Annotated in this window: 21 protein-coding genes and 1 other annotated feature; of the genes, 4 read left to right on the top strand and 17 right to left on the bottom strand. The window is 42.7% G+C overall.

Annotated features, from left to right (window positions below):
* The 16 genes from J2Z48_RS11900 to J2Z48_RS11975 all read right to left on the bottom strand — a co-directional run bounded on the left by J2Z48_RS11900 (position 1) and on the right by J2Z48_RS11975 (position 16472).
* The gene (locus tag J2Z48_RS11900) at positions 1-432 is read right to left on the bottom strand and encodes a Mini-ribonuclease 3 (RefSeq protein ID WP_370872930.1); all 432 of its coding nucleotides are present in this window, start codon (positions 430-432) and stop codon (positions 1-3) included.
* Positions 417-1814: a cysteine--tRNA ligase gene (cysS, locus tag J2Z48_RS11905; protein WP_307253812.1), complete on the bottom strand. Its 1398-nt coding sequence runs from the start codon at positions 1812-1814 to the stop codon at positions 417-419. The genes J2Z48_RS11900 and cysS overlap by 16 nt, the downstream gene beginning before the upstream one ends.
* Positions 1783-2529: a serine O-acetyltransferase gene (cysE, locus tag J2Z48_RS11910; protein ID WP_307253935.1), complete on the bottom strand. Its 747-nt coding sequence runs from the start codon at positions 2527-2529 to the stop codon at positions 1783-1785. The genes cysS and cysE overlap by 32 nt, the downstream gene beginning before the upstream one ends.
* A 63-nt stretch (positions 2530-2592) precedes the next feature.
* Positions 2593-2839 (bottom strand) — a binding site (T-box leader).
* 30 nt (positions 2840-2869) lie between these two features.
* Positions 2870-4330 (bottom strand): glutamate--tRNA ligase, encoded by a 1461-nt coding sequence (gene gltX / locus J2Z48_RS11915; RefSeq protein WP_307253814.1) that lies wholly within the window; start codon positions 4328-4330, stop codon positions 2870-2872.
* A gap of 176 nt (positions 4331-4506) precedes the next feature.
* Complete coding sequence (gene ispF, locus J2Z48_RS11920; RefSeq protein WP_307253817.1) at positions 4507-4983, bottom strand: 2-C-methyl-D-erythritol 2,4-cyclodiphosphate synthase; 477 nt, start codon at positions 4981-4983, stop codon at positions 4507-4509.
* Positions 4980-5669 carry a 2-C-methyl-D-erythritol 4-phosphate cytidylyltransferase gene (gene ispD / locus J2Z48_RS11925; RefSeq protein WP_307253820.1) on the bottom strand — a complete coding sequence of 230 codons (690 nt, stop codon included), beginning with the start codon at positions 5667-5669 and terminating at the stop codon, positions 4980-4982. Before ispD ends, ispF begins: the two co-directional genes overlap by 4 nt.
* 80 nt (positions 5670-5749) lie before the next feature.
* Entirely contained in the window at positions 5750-6844 is a 1095-nt protein-coding gene (locus J2Z48_RS11930) for a PIN/TRAM domain-containing protein (RefSeq protein WP_307253822.1), read from the bottom strand.
* A gap of 107 nt (positions 6845-6951) precedes the next feature.
* Positions 6952-7437, bottom strand: a complete 486-nt coding sequence (locus J2Z48_RS11935; RefSeq protein ID WP_307253824.1) for a CarD family transcriptional regulator — start codon at positions 7435-7437, stop codon at positions 6952-6954.
* Between the two features lie 246 nt (positions 7438-7683).
* Positions 7684-8397 carry a CDP-diacylglycerol--serine O-phosphatidyltransferase gene (gene pssA / locus J2Z48_RS11940; RefSeq protein WP_307253825.1) on the bottom strand — a complete coding sequence of 238 codons (714 nt, stop codon included), beginning with the start codon at positions 8395-8397 and terminating at the stop codon, positions 7684-7686.
* 83 nt (positions 8398-8480) lie between these two features.
* Entirely contained in the window at positions 8481-9554 is a 1074-nt protein-coding gene (disA, locus tag J2Z48_RS11945) for a DNA integrity scanning diadenylate cyclase DisA (RefSeq protein ID WP_307253827.1), read from the bottom strand.
* Positions 9555-9561: 7 nt separating this feature from the next.
* A complete protein-coding gene (radA, locus tag J2Z48_RS11950; protein ID WP_307253831.1) occupies positions 9562-10935 on the bottom strand; it encodes a DNA repair protein RadA in 1374 nt (457 codons plus the stop codon).
* 108 nt (positions 10936-11043) lie between these two features.
* Positions 11044-13500 (bottom strand): ATP-dependent Clp protease ATP-binding subunit, encoded by a 2457-nt coding sequence (locus tag J2Z48_RS11955; RefSeq protein WP_307253834.1) that lies wholly within the window; start codon positions 13498-13500, stop codon positions 11044-11046.
* An 18-nt stretch (positions 13501-13518) separates the two neighbouring features.
* Positions 13519-14598 (bottom strand): protein-arginine kinase McsB, encoded by a 1080-nt coding sequence (mcsB, locus tag J2Z48_RS11960; RefSeq protein ID WP_307253836.1) that lies wholly within the window; start codon positions 14596-14598, stop codon positions 13519-13521.
* A 12-nt stretch (positions 14599-14610) separates the two neighbouring features.
* On the bottom strand, positions 14611-15150 hold the full coding sequence (mcsA, locus tag J2Z48_RS11965; protein ID WP_307253837.1) for a protein-arginine kinase activator protein McsA: 540 nt from the start codon (positions 15148-15150) through the stop codon (positions 14611-14613).
* The gene (locus tag J2Z48_RS11970; RefSeq protein WP_131849147.1) at positions 15150-15620 is read right to left on the bottom strand and encodes a CtsR family transcriptional regulator; all 471 of its coding nucleotides are present in this window, start codon (positions 15618-15620) and stop codon (positions 15150-15152) included. Before J2Z48_RS11970 ends, mcsA begins: the two co-directional genes overlap by 1 nt.
* 147 nt (positions 15621-15767) lie before the next feature.
* Entirely contained in the window at positions 15768-16472 is a 705-nt protein-coding gene (locus tag J2Z48_RS11975; RefSeq protein WP_307253840.1) for an MgtC/SapB family protein, read from the bottom strand.
* Positions 16473-16636: 164 nt separating this feature from the next.
* On the opposite strand from J2Z48_RS11975, the gene J2Z48_RS11980 reads away from it, so the two are divergent.
* The 4 genes from J2Z48_RS11980 to J2Z48_RS11995 all read left to right on the top strand — a co-directional run bounded on the left by J2Z48_RS11980 (position 16637) and on the right by J2Z48_RS11995 (position 19715).
* On the top strand, positions 16637-17458 hold the full coding sequence (locus tag J2Z48_RS11980) for a sensor histidine kinase (RefSeq protein ID WP_307253843.1): 822 nt from the start codon (positions 16637-16639) through the stop codon (positions 17456-17458).
* A 1-nt stretch (position 17459) separates the two neighbouring features.
* Positions 17460-18122 (top strand): response regulator, encoded by a 663-nt coding sequence (locus tag J2Z48_RS11985; protein ID WP_307253845.1) that lies wholly within the window; start codon positions 17460-17462, stop codon positions 18120-18122.
* 206 nt (positions 18123-18328) lie between these two features.
* Positions 18329-19078: a FixH family protein gene (locus J2Z48_RS11990; protein WP_307253847.1), complete on the top strand. Its 750-nt coding sequence runs from the start codon at positions 18329-18331 to the stop codon at positions 19076-19078.
* Between the two features lie 226 nt (positions 19079-19304).
* Positions 19305-19715, top strand: a complete 411-nt coding sequence (locus J2Z48_RS11995; protein ID WP_307253850.1) for a hypothetical protein — start codon at positions 19305-19307, stop codon at positions 19713-19715.
* An 85-nt stretch (positions 19716-19800) separates the two neighbouring features.
* On the opposite strand, the gene J2Z48_RS12000 is transcribed toward J2Z48_RS11995, so the two are convergent.
* A complete protein-coding gene (locus J2Z48_RS12000) occupies positions 19801-20904 on the bottom strand; it encodes a site-2 protease family protein (RefSeq protein WP_307253852.1) in 1104 nt (367 codons plus the stop codon).
* Positions 20905-21012: the final 108 nt, after the last annotated feature.

The following is a 21012-nucleotide window of genomic DNA, read 5'->3' on the forward strand; positions in this document are numbered from 1 at the left end:
CTACAATTCACATGCTGTTATAATTTGTTTCATCAATTGTTCGAGTCTCTCTTGCCGTCCTGATAGATAAAGGTATCCAATCAATGACTCCAGGCCTGTACTATAACGATACTGCGCTACTGAAGCGCTTTTCGCCACACTACCTGATTTGGCATTACGTCCCCGACGAAGCACATTCGCTTCTTCCTCAGTCAAACCACCTTCAATGATACGACTTGCTTTTGCTTGCGCCACCGCCGATACATATTGGATCGCTCTTTTTTGTAGTTCATGAGGCTTAACCACCCCAATTGCAAGAAGATGGTAACGTACATATACTTCATATACGGAATCCCCTATATATGCTTGTAATAAGGGATGAATTTGAGAGGGAGGCTTAGGTAAGCCCGTTCCCCCCATTCCAAGTAAATACGGATTTATTTTCTCTTCCATCGCACACCTTGGGGAGTATCTTCTAGAACAATCCCCTGCTCCAGTAATTGATTACGAATCGCATCTGCTAAAGCGAAATCGCGATTCTTTCTAGCTTGTTGTCGTTCTTCAATGAGTGCTTCGATTTCATCTTCTAAAGACTTTCCGTTGCTATGAATGAGCCCTAATATCCTTCCGGCAAACGTTTCAAACCACTCGATTACCAGTTTACCCGTTTCTTGCGTGATTACTTCTCGAGATACCAAATCATTAGCAAGTCTCACGCTATCGAACACGACCGTGATCGCATTAGCAGAGTTAAAATCATCATTCATCTCCGCAACGAATCTACCAGTTAAATCCTCCAATTGCGACACAACGCTTACATCTACTTCTCCAGATTGCGCAGATTGGATCCGATGTTGTAGATTTTCATAGGCTGTCTGAATGCGCGCTACACTCTCATCCGCTTGTCTAAGCGTATCTTCGGTAAAATTCATTGGGTTCCGATAGTGAGTCGCTAACAAGAAGTAGCGCAAAGCAAGTGGCTGAAAATGCTTACGCAACTCCACTACACTCATCACATTCCCAATTGACTTTGACATCTTTACATTGTTCATATTGATAAATTCATTATGCAACCAATAGCGAACAAACGTCTCACCCGTCATAGCCTCACTTTGGGCAATTTCATTTTCATGGTGCGGGAAGCAGAGGTCGATTCCCCCGGCATGGATATCTAAAGTATCTCCAAGATATCTGCGTGCCATAGCTGAGCATTCGATATGCCAACCCGGACGTCCGGATCCCCATGGAGTATCCCAGCTAATTTCACCTGGCTTTGCAGCTTTCCATAACGCAAAATCCAGTGGGCTCTCCTTTAAATCATTTACTTCTACACGAGCACCTGACTTCAAATCTTCTAGTGAATGATGTGAAAGGCACCCGTAGCCTTCTTTCTTCAAAGAGCGGTAGTAGACATCACCGTTTGTCTCATAAGCATATCCTTTTTCAATTAAACCTTGAATAAATTCAATCATCTCTTGGATGTTTTCAGTCGCCCGTGGATGGGTGGATGCTCTTTTTACTCCCAGAGTATCCATGTCATCAAAATACGCTTCGATATATCGCTCCGCAATCTCTGGCACCGTTAATCCAGTCTCAATCGAAGCATTAATCAGGCGATCATCAACATCGGTAAAGTTTTGTACATAGTTTACTTCATATCCGCTGTGCTCCAAAAAACGCCTTGCTACATCAAAGAACACAAAGCAACGAGCATTCCCAATATGAATATAACTATAAACAGTTGGACCACATACATACATGTTAATCTTATTTTCCTCTAGAGGTATAAGAATTTCTTTTTGTCTAGTCAGTGTATTGAACAGCTTGATTGTCATGGTTGTTACCTCCTTGTTGTCCTTCTGGTATCAGTTTTATTTGTCCATTTCGTTCTTGTTTTAAGCGTTCTATTTCTTGTTTTAGCAACCCGATCTCACCCTGTAATCCACGAAACATCTCTGCTACAGGGTCTGGGAGGTTCACTTGATCGAGATCCGATTGAACACGGATTCCATCCTGAACCACAATTCGCCCAGGAACGCCCACAACAGTTGAGTTGGCAGGTACCTCTCTTAGCACAACAGAACCTGCTCCAATCCGGGCGCAACGCCCAACTCGAATCGATCCCAACACTTTAGCACCTGAAGCAATGAGTACGTGATCTTCAATCGTAGGGTGACGTTTTCCTTTTTCTTTCCCAGTACCACCTAATGTAACCCCTTGATAGATGGTTACATAATTGCCAATCTCACATGTTTCTCCGATTACCACACCCATCCCGTGGTCAATAAAGCAACCAATCCCTATTTTGACACCTGGGTGGATTTCGATACCTGTATGAAACCGATTGCTCTGTGAAATTAGGCGAGCGACAAGGTACCAGCCCTTTTTATAAAACCAATGCGCTACCCGATGAGCCCAAATCGCATGTAACCCTGCATACGTGAAAATGACTTCAATCGTATTTCGTGCCGCTGGATCTCGATCAAAGACCGCTTGAATATCCGCCTGTATCGTTCTCCGAAGCGTGCCCATTTTACTGAACCATGACATACAACGTTCCCCTCTCATCATTCGCCCGAATAAAACAAAAAACCGCCTCCATAGCACACCTGCTACAGAGACGGTTGCCCGCGGTTCCACTCTGTTTGAATCCACCCATCAAAGAGAGCGGATTCCCCTTAAATCCTAGATAACGGTAGGACACCGAATTTCCCTACTGAGATGGTAAATCATCTCACCATCTGTTTGGAAAAATTAGCTCTTGGGGGCACTTCTAGATGGCATCGCTAAGGCCGTCGCACCGTTCGACCTCTCTCTGAAAACAACGATCATCTATACTTTTCCCAATCATCGCAAAGCCCGTATGAATGTAACTCTATTCTCTCTGATTCTAGGAACGTTTGTCAACGAAGCTTTGTAAACGTTTTACAACGGTGTCTTTCCCTAGAAGCAAAATCGTTTCGGTCAAGTCTGGACCATGTGTCTCTCCAGAAATCACCGCACGCACTGGCATAAAAAGCTGCTTCCCTTTAAAGCCAGTCTCTTTTTGCACTGCTTTAAACATAGATTTGACAGTTGCTACGTCTAAACCTTCTTGAGCTTGAACCTCTGCCATATAGCTTGAAATCACCGTCGGCACAGAATCCTCAGCAAGGATTTGCTCAGCCTCTGGGGAATAATTGATATCTTGACGGAAGAAGATATCCGATAGCTCCACGATTTGGGAGATCTCGTCCATCTGTTCCTGATAAAGCCCTACTAGCCGTGTCACCCATTCCTTTTGCTCTGGAGCAAGAGAGGAGGAAATTTTGCCTGCCTTCTCTAGATAAGGTATGGCAAGATCCGTAATCCGTTCTAGGCTCGATTTCTTAATATAATAGTTGTTCATCCACTTTAACTTGGCCGTATCAAACGTCGCAGGTGACTTTGACACTCTCTCTAAGGAAAAGAGCTCGGTTAATTCTTCAAGAGTAAAAATCTCCTCTTCTCCTTCAGGAGACCAGCCGAGTAGTGCCAAGAAATTCACAATCGCTTCTGGAAGATAACCAAGATCGCGATACTGGCTAATAAATTGGACAATCGACTCGTCACGCTTACTCATTTTTTTCCCTTCATGATTGAGAATCAATGGGATATGTGCAAACTTTGGCACGCCAAACCCAAGTGCCTGAGCCACACATAGCTGACGAGGTGTATTCGAAATATGTTCTTCTCCACGAATTACATGGGTGATGTTCATAAGTGCATCATCAATCACAACCGCAAAGTTGTAAGTAGGACGACCATCCGGACGGACGATGATAAAATCACCAATTCCATTGGAATCAAACTCTACATCACCGCGCACGTAATCAGAAAAAGCTAACGCTTGATCTTGCGGAACAGCCAAACGAATGCTAGGAACTCGTCCCTCTGCTTGATATGCGGCAATTTGTTCCTCACTCAAATGACGATCCCAACCACTAAACTTCGGCGCCTCACCACGAGCCAGTTGCTCCTCACGCTCCTGCTCTAGCTCCGCTTGGTTCGCATAGCTATAGTAGGCTTTCCCTTCCGCTACGAGTCGATCTGCGTACTCTGTATAGAGATCGAGGCGTTGCATACAACGATACGGTTCATGGGGTCCGCCCTTTTCTGTTGATTCATCCGCAACGACACCTAACCACTCTAAGCCGTTCATCTGTTCTAGATCTGCGCCTTCTATGTTACGCTCTGTATCTGTATCCTCAATTCGCAGGATAAATTGTCCGCCGTTCTTTTTGGCAAATAAATAGCTGAATAAAGCGGTACGTGCTCCGCCAATATGTAAGTAGCCAGTAGGGCTTGGTGCGTATCGGGTACGAACTGTCATGGTTTTCTCTCCTCGTAGTAAGTTAAGTTAGTTTTGTTTTGCTTTGATTTATCAATAATAAGTTCAAGTTCATTTTACTTTTGGGGTCCCGCTAGAATACATGTTATTGCGGAACCGTACAGTTGTAATAATCAAGAGGGAGTTGGGGCAATGATCTTCAAATCAACACTCCAAACCTACCTCTTCTCCAACAACACAACCGCCATCGAAGCAATCCCTTCACCACGCCCAGTAAATCCTAATTGCTCCGTCGTAGTAGCCTTCACATTCACCTGCTCTAACTCAGCCTCAAGCAACTCCGCAATACGCCTTTGCATCAACGGAATATACGAAGCCATCTTCGGCTTCTGAGCTATAATCGTCGCATCTACATTTCCAAGCCGATAACCCTTCGCCTTTACCAATTCCCACACATGTATCAATAACTTAGCACTATCTGCACCCTTATAAGCCGGGTCTGTATCAGGAAAATGCTTCCCTATATCCCCCAAAGCAACCGCGCCTAAAATAGCATCCGTAATCGTATGTAATAACACATCTGCATCAGAGTGACCCACCAGACCCTTTTCGTACGGAATCTGGACCCCTCCTAGAATAAGAGGATACCCTTCTGCTAGTTGATGTACATCGAAACCTTGTCCAATCCGAATCATACCTCTACTCTCCTAATCTCCCATATTTTCTCGGCAAGCACAAGATCTTCAGGAGTAGTGATCTTAATATTATTATATTCACCCTCTACTACTTTTACAGGAAACCCTATCTGCTCGATCAGCATCGAATCATCCGTCGCCCAATTTGGATCCTCAAGAGCTTTTTCATGAGCTTGTACAATTAAATCCCTACTAAATCCCTGTGGTGTCTGTACCGAGATCAGCTCACTGCGCGCCGGAGTACTTGTTACCCAGCCCTCGCTGTTGATCTGTTTAATCGTATCTTTTACAGGTACTGCTAAGATCGCTGCCTTTGTAACTTTTACCTCTCGAATCAAGCGATCTAGTGCTTCATGTGTGACAAACGGACGAACAGCATCATGAATTAAAATCCAGTCGCTTTGGCAATGTTGCAACCCCATATGTACACTTTCTTGCCTCTCTTTTCCGCCTTCGACAATCGCCTTCACCTTAGCAAATCCATACGACCTAAGCATCTCTTCTGTTCCACGTATCTCTTCTTTTTTCATAACCAAGATAATCTCATCTACCTGAGGATGAGTCTCAAAAAGCCGAAGCGTGTGAACCAAAATGGGTTGTCCATCTAGCAAAAGGAACTGCTTACTAACCTTGCTACCCATACGTTTTCCTTGACCAGCAGCGGGGATGACAACTCCAACACTCATGATCCATTCTCCTCATATATAAATAAAACAGTGCCCGTCGGCATCCGAAGACACCGTACGGGCTTGTTGTTTATTCCTTATTATAACGCACGCTCTAGGAGCTTGGGCTTAGCAAAAATCATTCTGCCTGCCGAGGTTTGAAGTACACTGGTTACAAGGACATCAATATGATCACCTATATACTCCCGACCGCCTTCGATGACAATCATGGTTCCATCATCTAGATAGGCGACCCCTTGACCATGTTCTTTTCCATCTTTGATCACTTGAACATTAATCTCTTCGCCTGGCAACACAACTGGTTTTACAGCATTGGCTAGGTCATTGATATTCAGCACGCTAACACCTTGTAGCTCGCATACCTTGTTCAAGTTAAAATCATTTGTTACCACTTTCCCTGATAGCACTTTAGCCAATTTGACTAATTTACTATCCACTTCTGCCACATCCTCAAAATCACCTTCATAGATTAATACTTTCATATTAAGCTCTTTTTGGATCTTATTGAGGATATCAAGCCCTCTACGACCTCGATTTCGCTTCAATACATCAGAAGAATCCGCGATGTGTTGCAACTCTTCTAGAATAAAACTAGGAATGACGATCGTTCCATCTAGAAAGCCCGTCCGACATATATCAGCAATCCGTCCATCGATAATAACGCTGGTATCCAAGATTTTGTGCTCAACGATATCTTGATTCTCTTTTTTAGCTTGTTTGTCTCTTCCTTGCCGACCAAACGTAATGATGGTAATAAGCTCATCTTTTTTCTTATAACCAACACTAAAACCAAGATATCCAAACAAAATCGATACAATAATCGGTAAAACCCGTTCAACCCCTGGGATTGACAGTTCAGAAATAGGTTGTTGAATTAAAAATGCAATAAGAAGACCCATAATTAAGCCAAATACACCAAATAATCCATCCGCTGCTGGAATTTTTACAAGGTGCTCTTCAAACCACTTAATCCAGTTAATAACACTTTCCGAAACACGAATAGCTACTACAAATAAGAGCGCAGCCCCAATAAAAGCACCAACATAACCTGAAAACGGAACTTCTCCAAAATTCAGAGGAGATTCTTGAAGCACCCGAAAAAACTTCGGACCGAGTACCCAACCCGCGGATGCTCCTAGGAGTGTGAATGCTAATTGTACAAAACGATTCATCATGGGGCTTCACCTCCCCTCTCACATCAAATCTAGTATTCAGTATAGACAAATTAATGAAAAACAAACCTATTGTTTAGTTCGTAAAAAAATAAGGGTGAAAATTCAAGCTATGTGTGGGATGAAATAATTTCATCAATAAGTTCAAAAACCTGTTCAGCCTGTAAATCCCTAGCTAGTGCTAACTCGCTAATTAAAATTTGTCTTGCGTTGTCTAGCATTTTTTTCTCACCGGTGGAAAGCCCTTTCTCCTCATCACGAAACATCAAGGAGCGAACGACTTCGGCAACTTCATAGATGTCTCCGCTTTTCATCTTGTCCATATTGGCACGAAAGCGGCGGTTCCAGCTGGTTGTTTCTTCTTCTTCGAAATTTTTCATACGATCTAATACTTTATCTACCGTACTTTCGTCGACAACCTCACGCAATCCGATACAATTGATACTCTGCAAAGGAACCATTACTTTTAGATCTCCAATTGGCATACGCATCACATAGTATTGTTTACGTTCCCCTAAGATCTCACGCTCTTCAATGGATTCAATGATCCCAGCGCCGTGCATCGGGTAAACCACCTTGTCACCAATATTGAACAAATAGATCCACCCCCAGAGACAATATCTATTTCCAAGATATCACAACTGAAGATAACTGTCAACGGATTTTAAAACGAATATCTTAGCACATAACTTTTATGAGAGTCAATATCTTTTTGCATAATAAACAGCTTGTCAAAAATAAATAAGAATTCAATATATCTTGCAGAGTATCTTATACACCCATAGACAAAGAGAAACAACCCGATACCATCTTAGCACGGGTTGTTTCTTCATCATTCACGTTTATTCTTCAACTGGCTCATCATGCTCTTCCGTACGTTTTTTCCGTTCAAGTGTCTTTTTAACACCGTATAATGCATAGATACCTAGTGGAATAAAGATCACTTTTGGAAGCTCTTTCGGGAAATAGATCGCGGCAACCGCAACAGCAATCAAAAAGATCGGAGCAATCCAATAAACACTCTTTGGAATCGTTGTTTTCTTGAAGGCAGGATAACGGATCTGACTTACCATCAGATAGGATAGGAATAAAGTAGCAACTAGTAGAATCACTGGGTTATCTACATACGTTTTATAGAGTGCCAATGTAGCTAAAATTCCGCCCGCCGCGGTAATGGGCAGCCCGATAAAGTAGCCTGGGACTCCAGGGTGAACGTTAAATCGAGCAAGGCGCAGTGCCCCACAAATAGGGAAGATCGCAGTTACAACCCAGCCTGTGAAGCCCATAGGTTGTAAAACCGATACATACATAATAACTGCCGGAGCAACACCAAATGTAATAAGATCTGATAATGAGTCCAATTGTTTTCCGAATTCACTTTGGGCATTTAGCATACGAGCTACACGACCATCCAAGCCATCTAATAACATCCCGATAATGACCATAATCGCCGCATATTCCCAATATTTCTCTTCGTGAATTGCCAGCAAAATAGCCATGATACCGAGGAATAAGTTCCCGACGGTCAAACAGTTAGGTAATGACTTTGTAAACATACAGGGAACCCCCTATTGGATTAAGTCCCTACTCAGGACCTTTTCAGTTTCGTTCATTTGTATAATGTTTCATTGTAAGGTATTTAGATATGTCTGTCAATAAAGACCTGCTCCTGAATCCTCCGCAAACCTTCTTGAATCGCTCTTGCTCGAACATCACCAATTCCTTCTACGTCATCCAATTCATCGATTGATGCCATCATAATTTTCGGCAGCTTCCCAAAACGGAATGTAAGTTTCTGGATAATATTTCCTGGCAAGCGAGGGATTTTGTTTAAAATCCGATAGCCCCTCGGCGCAACAGACCCTTCTTGGAGATTGGTGTTGCCTGGATAGCCTAGGATCCGTACGATATGAATCTGTTCTAACAAGTCATCACTCGAAAGATGTTTTAGATCCTCAAACACTCTTGTAGGTGTTTGGATGGCGGGGTCTTTAGCATAATCTTTAATCAACCATTCCGCTTCCTCTTCTACATGGGAAACCAACTCTTCTAATTGCATATGAATCAGTCGGCCTTCTGATCCTAACTCATTGATGTAGCTCTGAATCTCTCGTTTGATCCTGAGCACCATCTCAATTCGTTGAATCACGAGAGCTACATCATTCAGTGTAACCAACTCTTCAAATTCAAGCGCACTTAAATTGGTAGTAGCTTGATCCAGTACGGATTTATATTTTTCTAATGTTTGTATCGCTTGATTCGCTTTCGTCAAGATCACACGAATATCTCGCAAGGCATATCGAACACTACCTTTATAAACGGTAATGGTATTACGACGCTGGGAGATGGATACAACGAGCTTACCCGTCTGTTTTGCCGTTCGTTGCGCAGTCCGATGACGGATTCCCGTCTCCGTAGAAGGCATGGAAGAACTTGGAACAAGTTGTGCATTTGCATAATGAATCCGTTTCACATCACTGCTTAAAATAATAGCTCCATCCATTTTACATAATTCATACAGATGAGCGGCTGTAAAAGGACTATCAATATGGAATCCACCATCTACAAGTTCTTTTACCGAATCATCGTATCCTACTACAATGAGTGCCCCTGTCTTAGCACCTAGCACATTGTCTAGTCCTTCTCGAAAGGAAGTTCCTGGAGCAAGGAGTTTTAGTGCTCCACTTAAAATTGCATCAAATTCTTTGCTCAATGAATGTCTACCCCCCCATCGCTTCTTTTAAAGCCTCTGTCACACTATTGACACCGATTAATTGAACACCCGAAGGCGGTGTTAAGCCACGTAAGTTCTTACTTGGTAGTATTACCTTCTCGAAGCCCAAATTAACAGCCTCTGCTACCCTTTGTTCGATCCTGGATACCGCCCGAACTTCACCCGTAAGTCCTACCTCCCCGATAAATAATTCACTTACTCCGGTAGGACGATCTCGAAAACTAGACGCCAACGCTACTGCAATCGCTAGATCCACTGCTGGTTCATCTAATCGAACACCACCTACCACGTTTACAAACGCGTCTTGATTCTGCAAAAACATACCAATTCTTTTTTCGAGAACGGCCATAATCATCGTCAAACGCTGATGATCGATACCTGAAGCTGAACGTTTCGGAGTAGCAAAGCTAGTAGGTGTCACTAATGCTTGCAATTCAACCAAAACAGGTCTTGTTCCCTCTACACTCGCTGTAACAGCTGTACCCGGAACTCCCACAGGCCTCCCTGCTAAAAAGACCTCAGATGGATTATCTATTTCCTCTAGCCCAAGCTCTTTCATCTCAAATACACCGATTTCATTGGTAGAACCAAAACGATTTTTAACGGCCCTGAGTACCCTATATGTATGATGACGCTCTCCCTCAAAGTACAAAACGCAATCCACCATGTGTTCCAACATCCTCGGACCCGCAATAGCACCAGATTTCGTCACATGACCCACAATGATAATCGCTACCCCTTGTTCCTTTGCCCAGCGCATGAGTTGCCCTGTACATTCACGTACTTGAGCCACACTCCCCGGTGCAGAAGTGACTTCTGGATGATACATCGTTTGAATGGAATCGATCACAACAAGCTTTGGATTCGTTTCTCCTATTAATTCTTCAATAACCGTAAGGTCTGTCTCGGAAGCGACATATAAATCTTCATGCAATGACTCCAAACGCTCAGCCCGCATACGGATTTGTTCAAGGGATTCCTCACCTGTGACATACAGAATGGGAGTGCCTGATCGCGCTAACCGATATGTGGCTTGCAGTAAAAGAGTGGATTTCCCAATCCCAGGATCTCCGCCCACTAGAATCAGTGAGCCCGGAACCAATCCACCTCCCAGTACACGGTTTAATTCACGCATACCGGTATCCGTACGTTCGGTAGATAACTTTTCCACTTGAGTAATTCGTGAAGCCTTCTCACGCTTAGTTTTTGGTTTAATATTCGTTCCAGGAATCCGTAGAGAAGTATTTTCCCGCTCCTCCACCATGGAGTTCCACTCTTCGCATCCCGGGCAACGCCCCATCCACTTTGCCGATTCATAACCGCACTCTTGACAAATAAATCGAGTCTTAACTTTTGCCAAAGGATTCACCTCAAAACTCAAATGGAATTCATCCCTCATTATAACAAATAAGGCATTCAACGGTTAGAAAAAAGAACAGCCTAGATTCCTCAAGGCTGTTCTAATTGTTTACGCTTGTTTAGACTTGGTTGATTTAGTTGTTTTCGTCTTTCCCTTTTCCACAACTAAAGCCCCATCTTTCAAATCGATTTGAACGGTATCCCCTCGCCCGATATGACCGCGAAGCAACTCTTCCGATAAACGATCTTCAATATGCTTTTGGATCGCTCGACGGAGTGGACGAGCCCCGTATTGCGGATCGAATCCTTCTTTTGCGAGATAATTTTTCGCAGCGTTTGTGAGAGTAAAATCGATCTCTTGTTCATGAAGTCGTCTGCGAAGCTCTTCCGCCATCAAGCTTACAATCTCTTGAAGATGCTCTTCTTTGAGAGAATGGAACACAATCAAATCGTCAATCCGATTCAAAAACTCAGGACGGAAGCTTTTCTTCAGCTGTTCCATGACGTTATTCTTCATCTGTTCATACTCGTCTTTACTGGTATCACCCGTAGCAAATCCTAGGCGAGTATTCTTAATCATAGAAGCCCCGACGTTAGAAGTCATAATGATCACCGTGTTACGGAAATCAACGGTACGACCTTTCCCATCTGTCAGCCTTCCATCTTCTAACACTTGTAACAAGACATTGAATACTTCTGGATGGGCTTTTTCAATCTCATCAAAGAGAACAACGGAGTACGGTTTGCGGCGTACTTTTTCCGTTAATTGACCACCTTCATCATACCCTACATATCCTGGTGGAGATCCAACTAGACGGCTAGTAGTATGCTTTTCCATGTACTCAGACATATCAATCCGAATCATCGCAGTTTCATCACCAAACATCGATTCTGCAAGGGCGCGAGCCAGCTCTGTCTTCCCTACCCCAGTAGGCCCAAGAAAGATAAAAGAACCAATAGGGCGCTTCGGATCCTTAAGTCCAGCACGAGCTCGGCGAATCGCACGGGCAACTGATTTCACAGCTTCCTCTTGGCCAATCACGCGATTATGCAGGATGGATTCCATATTTAGCAAGCGCGCTGACTCTTCCTCTGCCAATTTGACAACTGGAATCCCCGTCCAACTTGCCACGATATGAGCAATATCATTCCCTGTTACTTCCGAGTCTGATCTACCTTGGTCCTGCTTCCAACGATTGCGAGTCGATTCCAACTCTTCGCGAAGTTTTTGCTCACGATCACGAAGGGAAGCTGCTTTTTCAAATTCTTGACTTTGTACAGCGGCATCTTTTTCTTTCTTTACATCTACCATCTTCTTCTCTAGCTCTTTTAAATCAGGTGGTACTGTATAAGAAGAGAGACGTACCTTCGAAGCAGCTTCATCAACAAGATCAATCGCTTTATCAGGTAGATAACGATCTGTAATATAACGATCCGAGAGCTTCACAGCTTGCTCAATCGCTTCATCTGTAATCTTCACACGATGGTGGGCTTCATAGCGATCCCGAAGTCCTTTTAAGATCAGGACTGCTTCCTCTGCCGTAGGTTCATCAACAGTAATCGGTTGAAAACGACGTTCTAACGCCGCATCTTTTTCGATATATTTCCGGTACTCATCTAAGGTAGTTGCACCAATACATTGCAATTCTCCACGAGCCAGAGCTGGTTTTAAAATATTAGAGGCATCAATCGCCCCTTCCGCTCCACCAGCACCAATCAGAGTATGCAATTCATCAATAAATAGGATGATATTTCCCGCTTGGCGAATTTCGTCCATAATCTTCTTCAAACGATCTTCAAATTCACCACGATACTTCGTTCCTGCCACAACGGTACCCATATCGAGTGTCATAACACGCTTTCCCCGAAGTGTTTCCGGAATTTCTCCAGCCACAATTCGTTGAGCTAATCCTTCTGCTACTGCGGTTTTCCCGACTCCTGGCTCTCCAATGAGAACAGGATTGTTTTTGGTACGTCGAGATAAAACTTGGACTACACGTTCGATCTCTTTCCCCCGACCAATGACAGGATCTAGATGTCCATCACGGGCAATTGCAGTAAGATCACGCGCAAGTCCATCTAAGGTAGGTGTATTAGCGCTAGCCACGTGACCTCCACCAGCAGCCGATTCATTACTCCCCAGTAACTGCAAAACTTGTTGGCGTGCCTTATTTAAACTTACTCCCAAATTATTTAGTACCCGCGCGGCTACCCCTTCCCCTTCACGGATCAGACCAAGGAGAATGTGTTCTGTTCCCACATAGGTATGGCCTAGCTTTCTCGCTTCATCCATTGACAGTTCGATCACTTTTTTTGCACGAGGAGTATAGGCAATATTGGTAGGTTGATTCGTTCCTCTACCAATTAGATTCTCCACTTCCTTTTGAATCTTCTCGAGACCCAGTCCCAAAGCAACTAATGCCTTTGCTGCGATTCCCTCTCCCTCACGAAGCAAACCAAGTAAGATATGCTCCGTACCAATGTTGCTATGACCTAGTCGGACTGCTTCGTCTTGAGCAAGTGCCAACACTTTTTGCGCTCTTTCTGTTAGGCGACCAAACATCATAAGCTAACACCTCTTTTTCTAGTCTGTTTGTTTCTCCATTCGTAAACGCTCTCGAATTAAATCAGCCCTCTGAATATCACGTTCTTCAGGGTTCAAGCGCTCTCCTGCATATTGTTGTAAAAAACCTGGTTGAATCATTACCATTAACTCATTCATAACATTAGAGCCAACATCTTGAATCATGCCTAAATCAATTCCAAGTCGCACATCGGACAATCGCTTCATCGCTTCTTTAGAGTCCATGATTCGCGAGTAGGCTAAAATTCCGAGTGAACGATATACGCGATCCTCTAATTGAATGATCGAGATACTGGTAAGCCTAGTCCGAGCCGATTGCTCATGCTCGATCATCTGCAGTACGACCCCAATTAAATTCTCGATAATCTCCTCTTCTGACTGTCCTAACGTAACTTGATTGGACACTTGATACAATTGCCCTAGCGCTTCACTACCCTCACCGTAGATTCCTCTGACTGCTAAACCTACTTGCATAATGGCTGGAATCAAACGGTTTAACTGTTGCGTCATCGCAAGTGCCGGTAAATGAACCATGACAGATGCGCGGATTCCTGTACCTACATTGGTTGGACAATTCGTCATATATCCAACTTGATCATCAAACGCAAAAGAGAGTTCTTTTTCGAGCAAATTATCAATACTACTTGCTAGTTCCCACGCTTTTTCAAGTTGCAATCCGGGATATAAAACCTGGATACGCAAATGATCTTCTTCGTTGATCATGATCGAGAGTGATTCATCGTGGCTGATAATTGCCGCCCCATGCCTAGAATCTTCAGCTAGACTCGGACTAATTAGGTGTTTTTCCACCAAAACTCGCTTCTCTAGATCCGTCAAGTTTTCCATGCGAATCAGTTCAGCAGATTGCAAGATAGGTTGGTGTTTCTTTATTTTTTTCCAAGCCTTTTCAATCGTTTTTACCACTTTTTCTCCTTGAGACGTGCCCGCCATCATCGGAAATGGAAGTTCAGTTAAATTTCTGGCGATCCTCACCCGACTACTAAAAACAATGTCAGATTGAGGTCCCTTCACTTTCATCCATTCGCTCGTGGCACGTTGGATAAAGTTTTCTAATGACATCAGGTCCCCCTCCTACTCTGTTTCTAATTGTCTTTGCAGGGCTCGAATCTGATCACGAATCTGGGCTGCTTCCTCAAAAGCTTCCTCATGAATTTTGCGATGCAGTTGTTCTTTTAATTTCTCTAAATCGTGACGCATCCGGATTTTCCCTCTGGCACGTTCGGGTACTTTCCCGTTATGTTTGGTATTGCCATGGACCTTCCGCATTAATGGGTCTAGCCATTGCTGAAATGTCGAATAGCAATCGCTACAGCCAAAACGTCCAATTTTCGAAAACTGATTATATGTTAGACCACATGATGGACATCGAAGTACTTGCGGTGAATGACTCGCATCATCCTGGGGATTCCCCATCTGCGTAATCGGCTCAAAATTTAAAAGACCAGACAATAAATGGTGGAAGGAGAAGCCGTGATCAAAACCAGGCATTTGTTCCCCTTTTTCCTGTGCACATAATTCACACAGGTGGTATTCTGTCTTTTGTCCATTCACTACCTTTTTGTAATGAATCGTAGCTGGCCTTTTTCCGCATTCAGGACAGAGCACATCCATCACTCTCCTTTATTTGCGAATAATATGGTAATCATCATCCTCATCATACGTGCTCGCAACTGGTCACGCAGAATGAGCGGTAGTTGAATCAAATCTCGTGAAATCATACTTTTCATTAAATGAGCTTCCCTTGGAGTCATAAAACCTTCTTCAATCAGGCGATGTATTACATGCTCGGCAGTCACTTGGGGAATCGAATCTCCAATCCGTTCCAATAGCTCGATATAGTACCTCTGACTATCCAATACAGGAACTTTCTTAATCCGAATGTAACCGCCTCCACCTCGCTTACTCTCGACGAGGAAGCCCTTTTCCAAGGTAAAGCGAGTACTAATGACGTAGTTGATTTGCGAAGGAACACACTGAAATGAATCAGCCAGCTCGCTTCGCTTGATTTCCACGACACCCAGTTCGCTATCGACGAGCATCTGCTTTAGATAGTGTTCAATGATGTCTGAAATACTACTCATCGGAAAACCTCCTGCTGACTTTGACTATCTTTGACCTTCTGATTTTATTATATCGTTTTCATTGGATAATGCCAATCATTTTTTAAACTCTACTCCACCCAATCTTCTTCTACAGTTTTCCCACGAATTGCAGTGCTTCATACCTACTCAAATCATCCTTCTCACTTCATGAACTCCATCTATTTTTTGGAGATCTCCTATCACATTGGTCAAACTTTCTGCACTCGAATCATTCAAACGAAGTGTAATGGTCAAACGAAGTTCTTTCGATGCTTCTTCCTCTTCTACACGCAACTTTCTCAGTTGAATCTCTTTTCCCTCAAAATAAGTGGCTAAATCACCTATTCTTCTCCCTCGATCCTCCCCTTGTATGATAATTTCAAATTGGTATAGGCAACGCCTTTTCACCATATATTTTTCGATGCGATTTAATAACTCTAAACTGACTAAGACTAACAATGTGGTAATCACTGCCGCGAAATAAAAACCAGATCCCACAGCCAGCCCAATCGCAGCAATGACCCAAAGCGATGCCGCAGTCGTAAGTCCGCTGACGGTTACACCCTGCCTTAAAATGGTTCCAGCACCCAAAAAACCAATACCACTTACTACTTGAGCGCTTAAACGTGCGGGATCGAACAAGAAGCGACGATCTGCTTCCATAAAGGGAACAAAGGCGTAAATCGAAATCAGCATAATTAGTGCCGAACCAACACTTACTAAGATATGAGTTCGAAAACCTGCTGGATGATTATTTACCTCCCGTTCCCATCCAACCAATCCACCAAGAAGTGCAGCAACCATAAGTCGTAATACCATCTCCCACTCTGAGATATACCAAATACTGGACAATATAATCCCTCCTAAGAGCTATAGATTTATGATGAAATCCGTCATAACATAAGTATGTTTAGGGTGATTCGTGGATGTTGAAGAAAGAGCCATATATGGTTATAAAGCGTTATTGATTTCATGATATGATAAATGATTATCCTTATTGTACGAGGGGTGTGTGTATGTCATACAAGAGCATTCGTTGGTCGATTTTACTTTTACCCACAATCGTAATCGGCCTATGGGAATATATCCGGCATGATTTTTTGTTATCCCATCTATCAATGGAAATGGGGAACTGGCTCTCTCCCTTGATTGTACTTTTCGTCACATTAACAGTCTCACGATTATTGTTTGCTCGATATGAGCAACTACAGAAGCGGCTAGAAAGCGAACTTGCTGAAAAAGCGGTCTTACAGGAACGTGAACGAATCGCTAGGGAATTGCACGATGGAATTGCTCAGACCTTATTTTTATGCTCTGTCCAACTCGATTTACTAGAAAAACAGCAGCCTACTCTCGAATGGAGTCCCATTCGAAACAATCTACATCAGATTCATAACTATGTACGCCACTCCATCGCTACCTTAAAAGAAGGAACTCAATTAATTCCGATGACGTGGAGTCAACAAGTAGATGAACTCGTGAATGAATTTGAAAAGAAGATGGGGATTCCCGTATCCGTTCAATTAAAGATCCATGAGGATTCCCTTACTTTTAAAGAACAAACTGAACTTATCTCCATCATCCAGGAAGCCCTTACTAACATATACAAACACGCAGGACAAGCTACTTATGTGTTTCTCCATCTTCGGCCTACTACTCATGGATGGCGACTTGAAGTAGAAGATGATGGACAAGGATATAAGGCGAACCCCCTCGATCATGCCGATCGATTTGGCTGTAAAATGATGCGAGATCGCGCAGAAGAACTAGGTGCTACATTCTCTATTACACACGAGATGGGAAAAACCAAAGTGTGGATTGAAAAAGGAGCCTCTTAAAATGAACAAATACCGAGTTATAATGGGTGATGACCACGAGCATGCCAGAGCCGCCATCAAAATCATTTTAGGAAGCGATCCTACCTTTCATATAATCGGCGAAGCGACGAATGGAAAAGAAATGATCCAACTTTGTAAAGAATTAATGCCTGATCTTGTATTAATGGATATCAATATGCCCGTACTAAATGGATTAGACGCAACCCGAATATTAAAAGAAGAGCTGCCTCACATCAAAATCGTCATGGTCACGGTATCAGACGATGTAGCCGATTTATTTGAAGCGCTAAAAAAAGGGGCACAAGGCTACTTGCTGAAGAACTTAAACCCTTCTATTTGGTTAGACTATTTACATGCCATCATGAAAGATGATGCCCCTATTTCCAAGGAAATAGCAAAAAGGATTTTAACTGAGTTTATGAGCCAGCCAAAAACACAACAAGAACACCGGTTAACATCACGAGAACAGGAAATCCTATCATTAGTGGCATTAGGGAATAGCAACAAGGATATTGCTCACTTGCTCACAATTTCGGAGTATACAGTAAAGAATCATTTGAAGAATATTATGCAGAAATTGCATGTTAGTAATCGAGTGCAGTTGACTCGGTTTGCGTTTGAGCAAGGGTATATGAGTGCTGCGAAGCCTTCAGAGAGTGACTGATTAATGGTTTATCAGTGCTACTTCTGTAAAAGCTTTGAAGTATCTCCCCTTAGAAACTTTTCTTACATCCTTCTTTGATAAGGATTCTGCTAAAATTGGTTCTTAGACTGCTTTTGGGGCTTTTGTTACCCATTTTATGATCTAAAATAGTCTGTTATTTAGTTATAAAGCATTTCACTACTATTTTGAAAGGAAGTTTTTTTATTATGAATAAGAAAATGAAGTTATGGATTTCGTCTGTTTGTATGGTAGCTACTGTTTCGTTGGTGAGTGGATGTGGAGGTTCGAAGCCTGCGGAGCATCAACATAATCAAACTCAACCAACTGGAGAACTTTCTGTATCGTTCAAGGCAAATCCGGATAAGTCGAATACAGGAGATCCTGTGACTTTTCAAGCAAATGTGAAGCAAGGGGAGACCGGAATAACGAATGCAAAGGTGGAATTTGAAGTTTGGAAGGGGACAAGCACGGACCACAAGCAGTATCCTGCGAAGCATATCTCCAATGGGGATTACACAGCTAGTGATTCTTTTAAGGATGCAGGTGCGTATAACGTAGTGGTGCATGTGTATACAGATAAGGACCATAAGATGGCAGAAGGAACGTTTCAAGTAGGGGATCAAAAAGCAGAAGAGCATGGTCATCATCACGGGGATCAAAAAGCCAGCCTGCATCTTATGCTTCCAGATACACCTGAAAAAGGGAAATCATTTTCATTAATGGGACATGTGATGGATACAAAAGGGAAGCCACTAACAGGCGCCAACGTGAAGTTTGAAATATGGAAAGAAGGCGACAAGAAGCACCAATTTATCGATGCTTCTGAAGGCAAGGCTGGAGAGTACAGTAAAGATTATAGCTTCGCTGAGTCAGGCACATATCATGTACAACTACACGTAGAGAAACCTTCTATAAAACTACATGAGCATGTGGAGAAGACGGTTACGGTTAAGTAATTCGATGGTAGAATGACAAGGACATTTTTATTTCAGCCTATTAGACGTGTATTTAGTCTCGATGAAATGAAGCAATTAGCTAGGTATGTGTTTCCGTATGGAGCACATACCTTTTTATTTTTTTATTTGAGGGAAAATATATTTTCCTAAATATGTAAATAGGTCTTCCCTGTTTATTTTCATTTGGTTATAATGAGCCTATCATCGAACGAGATGGGGATATGTCATGTCAGATATGAAGCTAATTCAGGACCACTTAACTCAGTTACTTTCCATGACAGGGAAAAATAACGCAAAACTAGCTGGTATGGATCAGAAGATAGATAGTATGGATCAGAAGATTAGCGGCATGGAAACACAGATTAATGGTCTTCAAGAGAAGTTTAGTGGTATGGAAACACAGATCAACGGTCTGGAAAAGAAGATGGATGAACGATTTAATAAAGTCGAGTCTGACATAGCAAACATGGACAAGCGGTTAACCAATGTTGAGTCAGGGTTAGAGAGAGTCGAAGAGAAGGTCAGCGGAATTAAGAACGATCTAGCATTTTTAGCAGATCGCCATTACGATAAATCGCGGGAAATGGACCGTAAGTTTTGGGAATTGAAGAAACAGAACGACTCCAAAAAGCAATGAGGGCTTCGTTAAAGCCTCTTTTCTATATAATCGATTCAAAATACATGCATGAATAACCCCTGATAAGACTTATCAGGGGTTACTTTTATCTAACTTCAGGAACCATTGCCTGGGTAATCCACATCATGTAGAGTAACAACGTAGCTAACCCTAGATAAGAAACACCATATATGAGTCTATGTCTTTTGGAAACGTCATAATATCTCTTATCATCAGATGAATTCTTCCCGTTCTCCATGTAAAAAGGACTGTACTCGATACCGATATCCAACTCTACTTTTCCATCCTCTAGCATATGAGTACGTAGCAAGCGAGCTCTTTTTATCTCACCATGAAGGTCCGATATAGTGGCAATTCGCCCAACACTCGGATAAAACACATCCAGATACGTCTGCTCGCTTGCGAGATCTGTGTAGTATTGATAACGAAGCTCTCGTTGGTGCAATTCACTTGGTATGTACGCTCCTACTTCTTCAAATCGATATGGATCCAGCTTTACTGATAGCATTTCGACCCTTACTTCTCCCGGCTTCGCTGAGTTCTTCTTTCTTATATATTTTGTATATAATTGATATACAAACATCACATAAATGATTGTCAGTAAAATGCTTTTCAGATAGATAATCAGCGCCAAACCTACTATTAAACCGATAACCCAGAACCAGCGTGAGATCGCAACCACGATTCGCCCACCGTCTAGTGGATGGATGGGTACGAGGTTAAACACATTTAAGAAAAAGCCAATATAGGCAATCATATAATAATAGGAATCCCCTGTCGCATAACCAAGTCCCCAACAGCCTAAAGCCCCAACTGTCCCTAGTAAAGGTCCACCTAGCGCGATAAAGGCTTCCGTCTCCGCATCTTGTGGTTGCTTTTTCATTGTAATAAACGCACCGACAAATGGGATAAAAGCCGGGGCAGATACAGGCAATCCTCTCTGCTTAGCCGCTAATACATGTCCTATCTCATGAATCAAAATCATCATAACGAGACCAAAAGCCACTTGAAAAGGAGCAATTAACGTATATGCCCAAATGGAAAGGATCATCGAAAGAAAAGTAGGTAAAAACTTTCCTACCTTCAGAAGTGGAAAAAGTACTTTCAGCTTTGAACCAAACGTAATGATTAAAAGCCCCAAACTAGCCAACCATGTACCGATCGAAGATTTCTTTTTCTTCGGGTCCATTCAAATCCCCCATTCCTATTTATCCATCGCTTACAGGTTATGATACACTAGATAAAAACGCTTTCATCTTACATTATACAAGGAGGAATTATTCTGAATCGCAAAGTT

Source organism: Croceifilum oryzae, from assembly GCF_030814315.1.
GTDB classification, from domain to species: domain Bacteria; phylum Bacillota; class Bacilli; order Thermoactinomycetales; family Thermoactinomycetaceae; genus Baia; species Baia oryzae.

Bases quoted from the DNA above. Each gene is read 5' to 3' on its own strand.
- gltX (WP_307253814.1), bottom strand. From the start codon at position 4,330: ATGACAGTTCGTACCCGATACGCACCAAGCCCTACTGGCTACTTACAT.
- J2Z48_RS11990 (WP_307253847.1), top strand. From the start codon at position 18,329: ATGAATAAGAAAATGAAGTTATGGATTTCGTCTGTTTGTATGGTAGCT.
- J2Z48_RS11980 (WP_307253843.1), top strand. From the start codon at position 16,637: ATGTCATACAAGAGCATTCGTTGGTCGATTTTACTTTTACCCACAATC.
- J2Z48_RS12000 (WP_307253852.1), bottom strand. From the start codon at position 20,904: ATGGACCCGAAGAAAAAGAAATCTTCGATCGGTACATGGTTGGCTAGT.
- cysS (WP_307253812.1), bottom strand. From the start codon at position 1,814: ATGACAATCAAGCTGTTCAATACACTGACTAGACAAAAAGAAATTCTT.
- J2Z48_RS11955 (WP_307253834.1), bottom strand. From the start codon at position 13,500: ATGATGTTTGGTCGCCTAACAGAAAGAGCGCAAAAAGTGTTGGCACTT.
- J2Z48_RS11930 (WP_307253822.1), bottom strand. From the start codon at position 6,844: ATGATGAATCGTTTTGTACAATTAGCATTCACACTCCTAGGAGCATCC.
- J2Z48_RS11970 (WP_131849147.1), bottom strand. From the start codon at position 15,620: ATGAGTAGTATTTCAGACATCATTGAACACTATCTAAAGCAGATGCTC.
- mcsB (WP_307253836.1), bottom strand. From the start codon at position 14,598: ATGTCATTAGAAAACTTTATCCAACGTGCCACGAGCGAATGGATGAAA.
- J2Z48_RS11900 (WP_370872930.1), bottom strand. From the start codon at position 432: ATGGAAGAGAAAATAAATCCGTATTTACTTGGAATGGGGGGAACGGGC.
- J2Z48_RS11995 (WP_307253850.1), top strand. From the start codon at position 19,305: ATGTCAGATATGAAGCTAATTCAGGACCACTTAACTCAGTTACTTTCC.
- ispD (WP_307253820.1), bottom strand. From the start codon at position 5,669: ATGAGTGTTGGAGTTGTCATCCCCGCTGCTGGTCAAGGAAAACGTATG.
- ispF (WP_307253817.1), bottom strand. From the start codon at position 4,983: ATGATTCGGATTGGACAAGGTTTCGATGTACATCAACTAGCAGAAGGG.
- J2Z48_RS11985 (WP_307253845.1), top strand. From the start codon at position 17,460: ATGAACAAATACCGAGTTATAATGGGTGATGACCACGAGCATGCCAGA.
- cysE (WP_307253935.1), bottom strand. From the start codon at position 2,529: ATGTCATGGTTCAGTAAAATGGGCACGCTTCGGAGAACGATACAGGCG.
- pssA (WP_307253825.1), bottom strand. From the start codon at position 8,397: ATGTTTACAAAGTCATTACCTAACTGTTTGACCGTCGGGAACTTATTC.
- mcsA (WP_307253837.1), bottom strand. From the start codon at position 15,150: ATGGATGTGCTCTGTCCTGAATGCGGAAAAAGGCCAGCTACGATTCAT.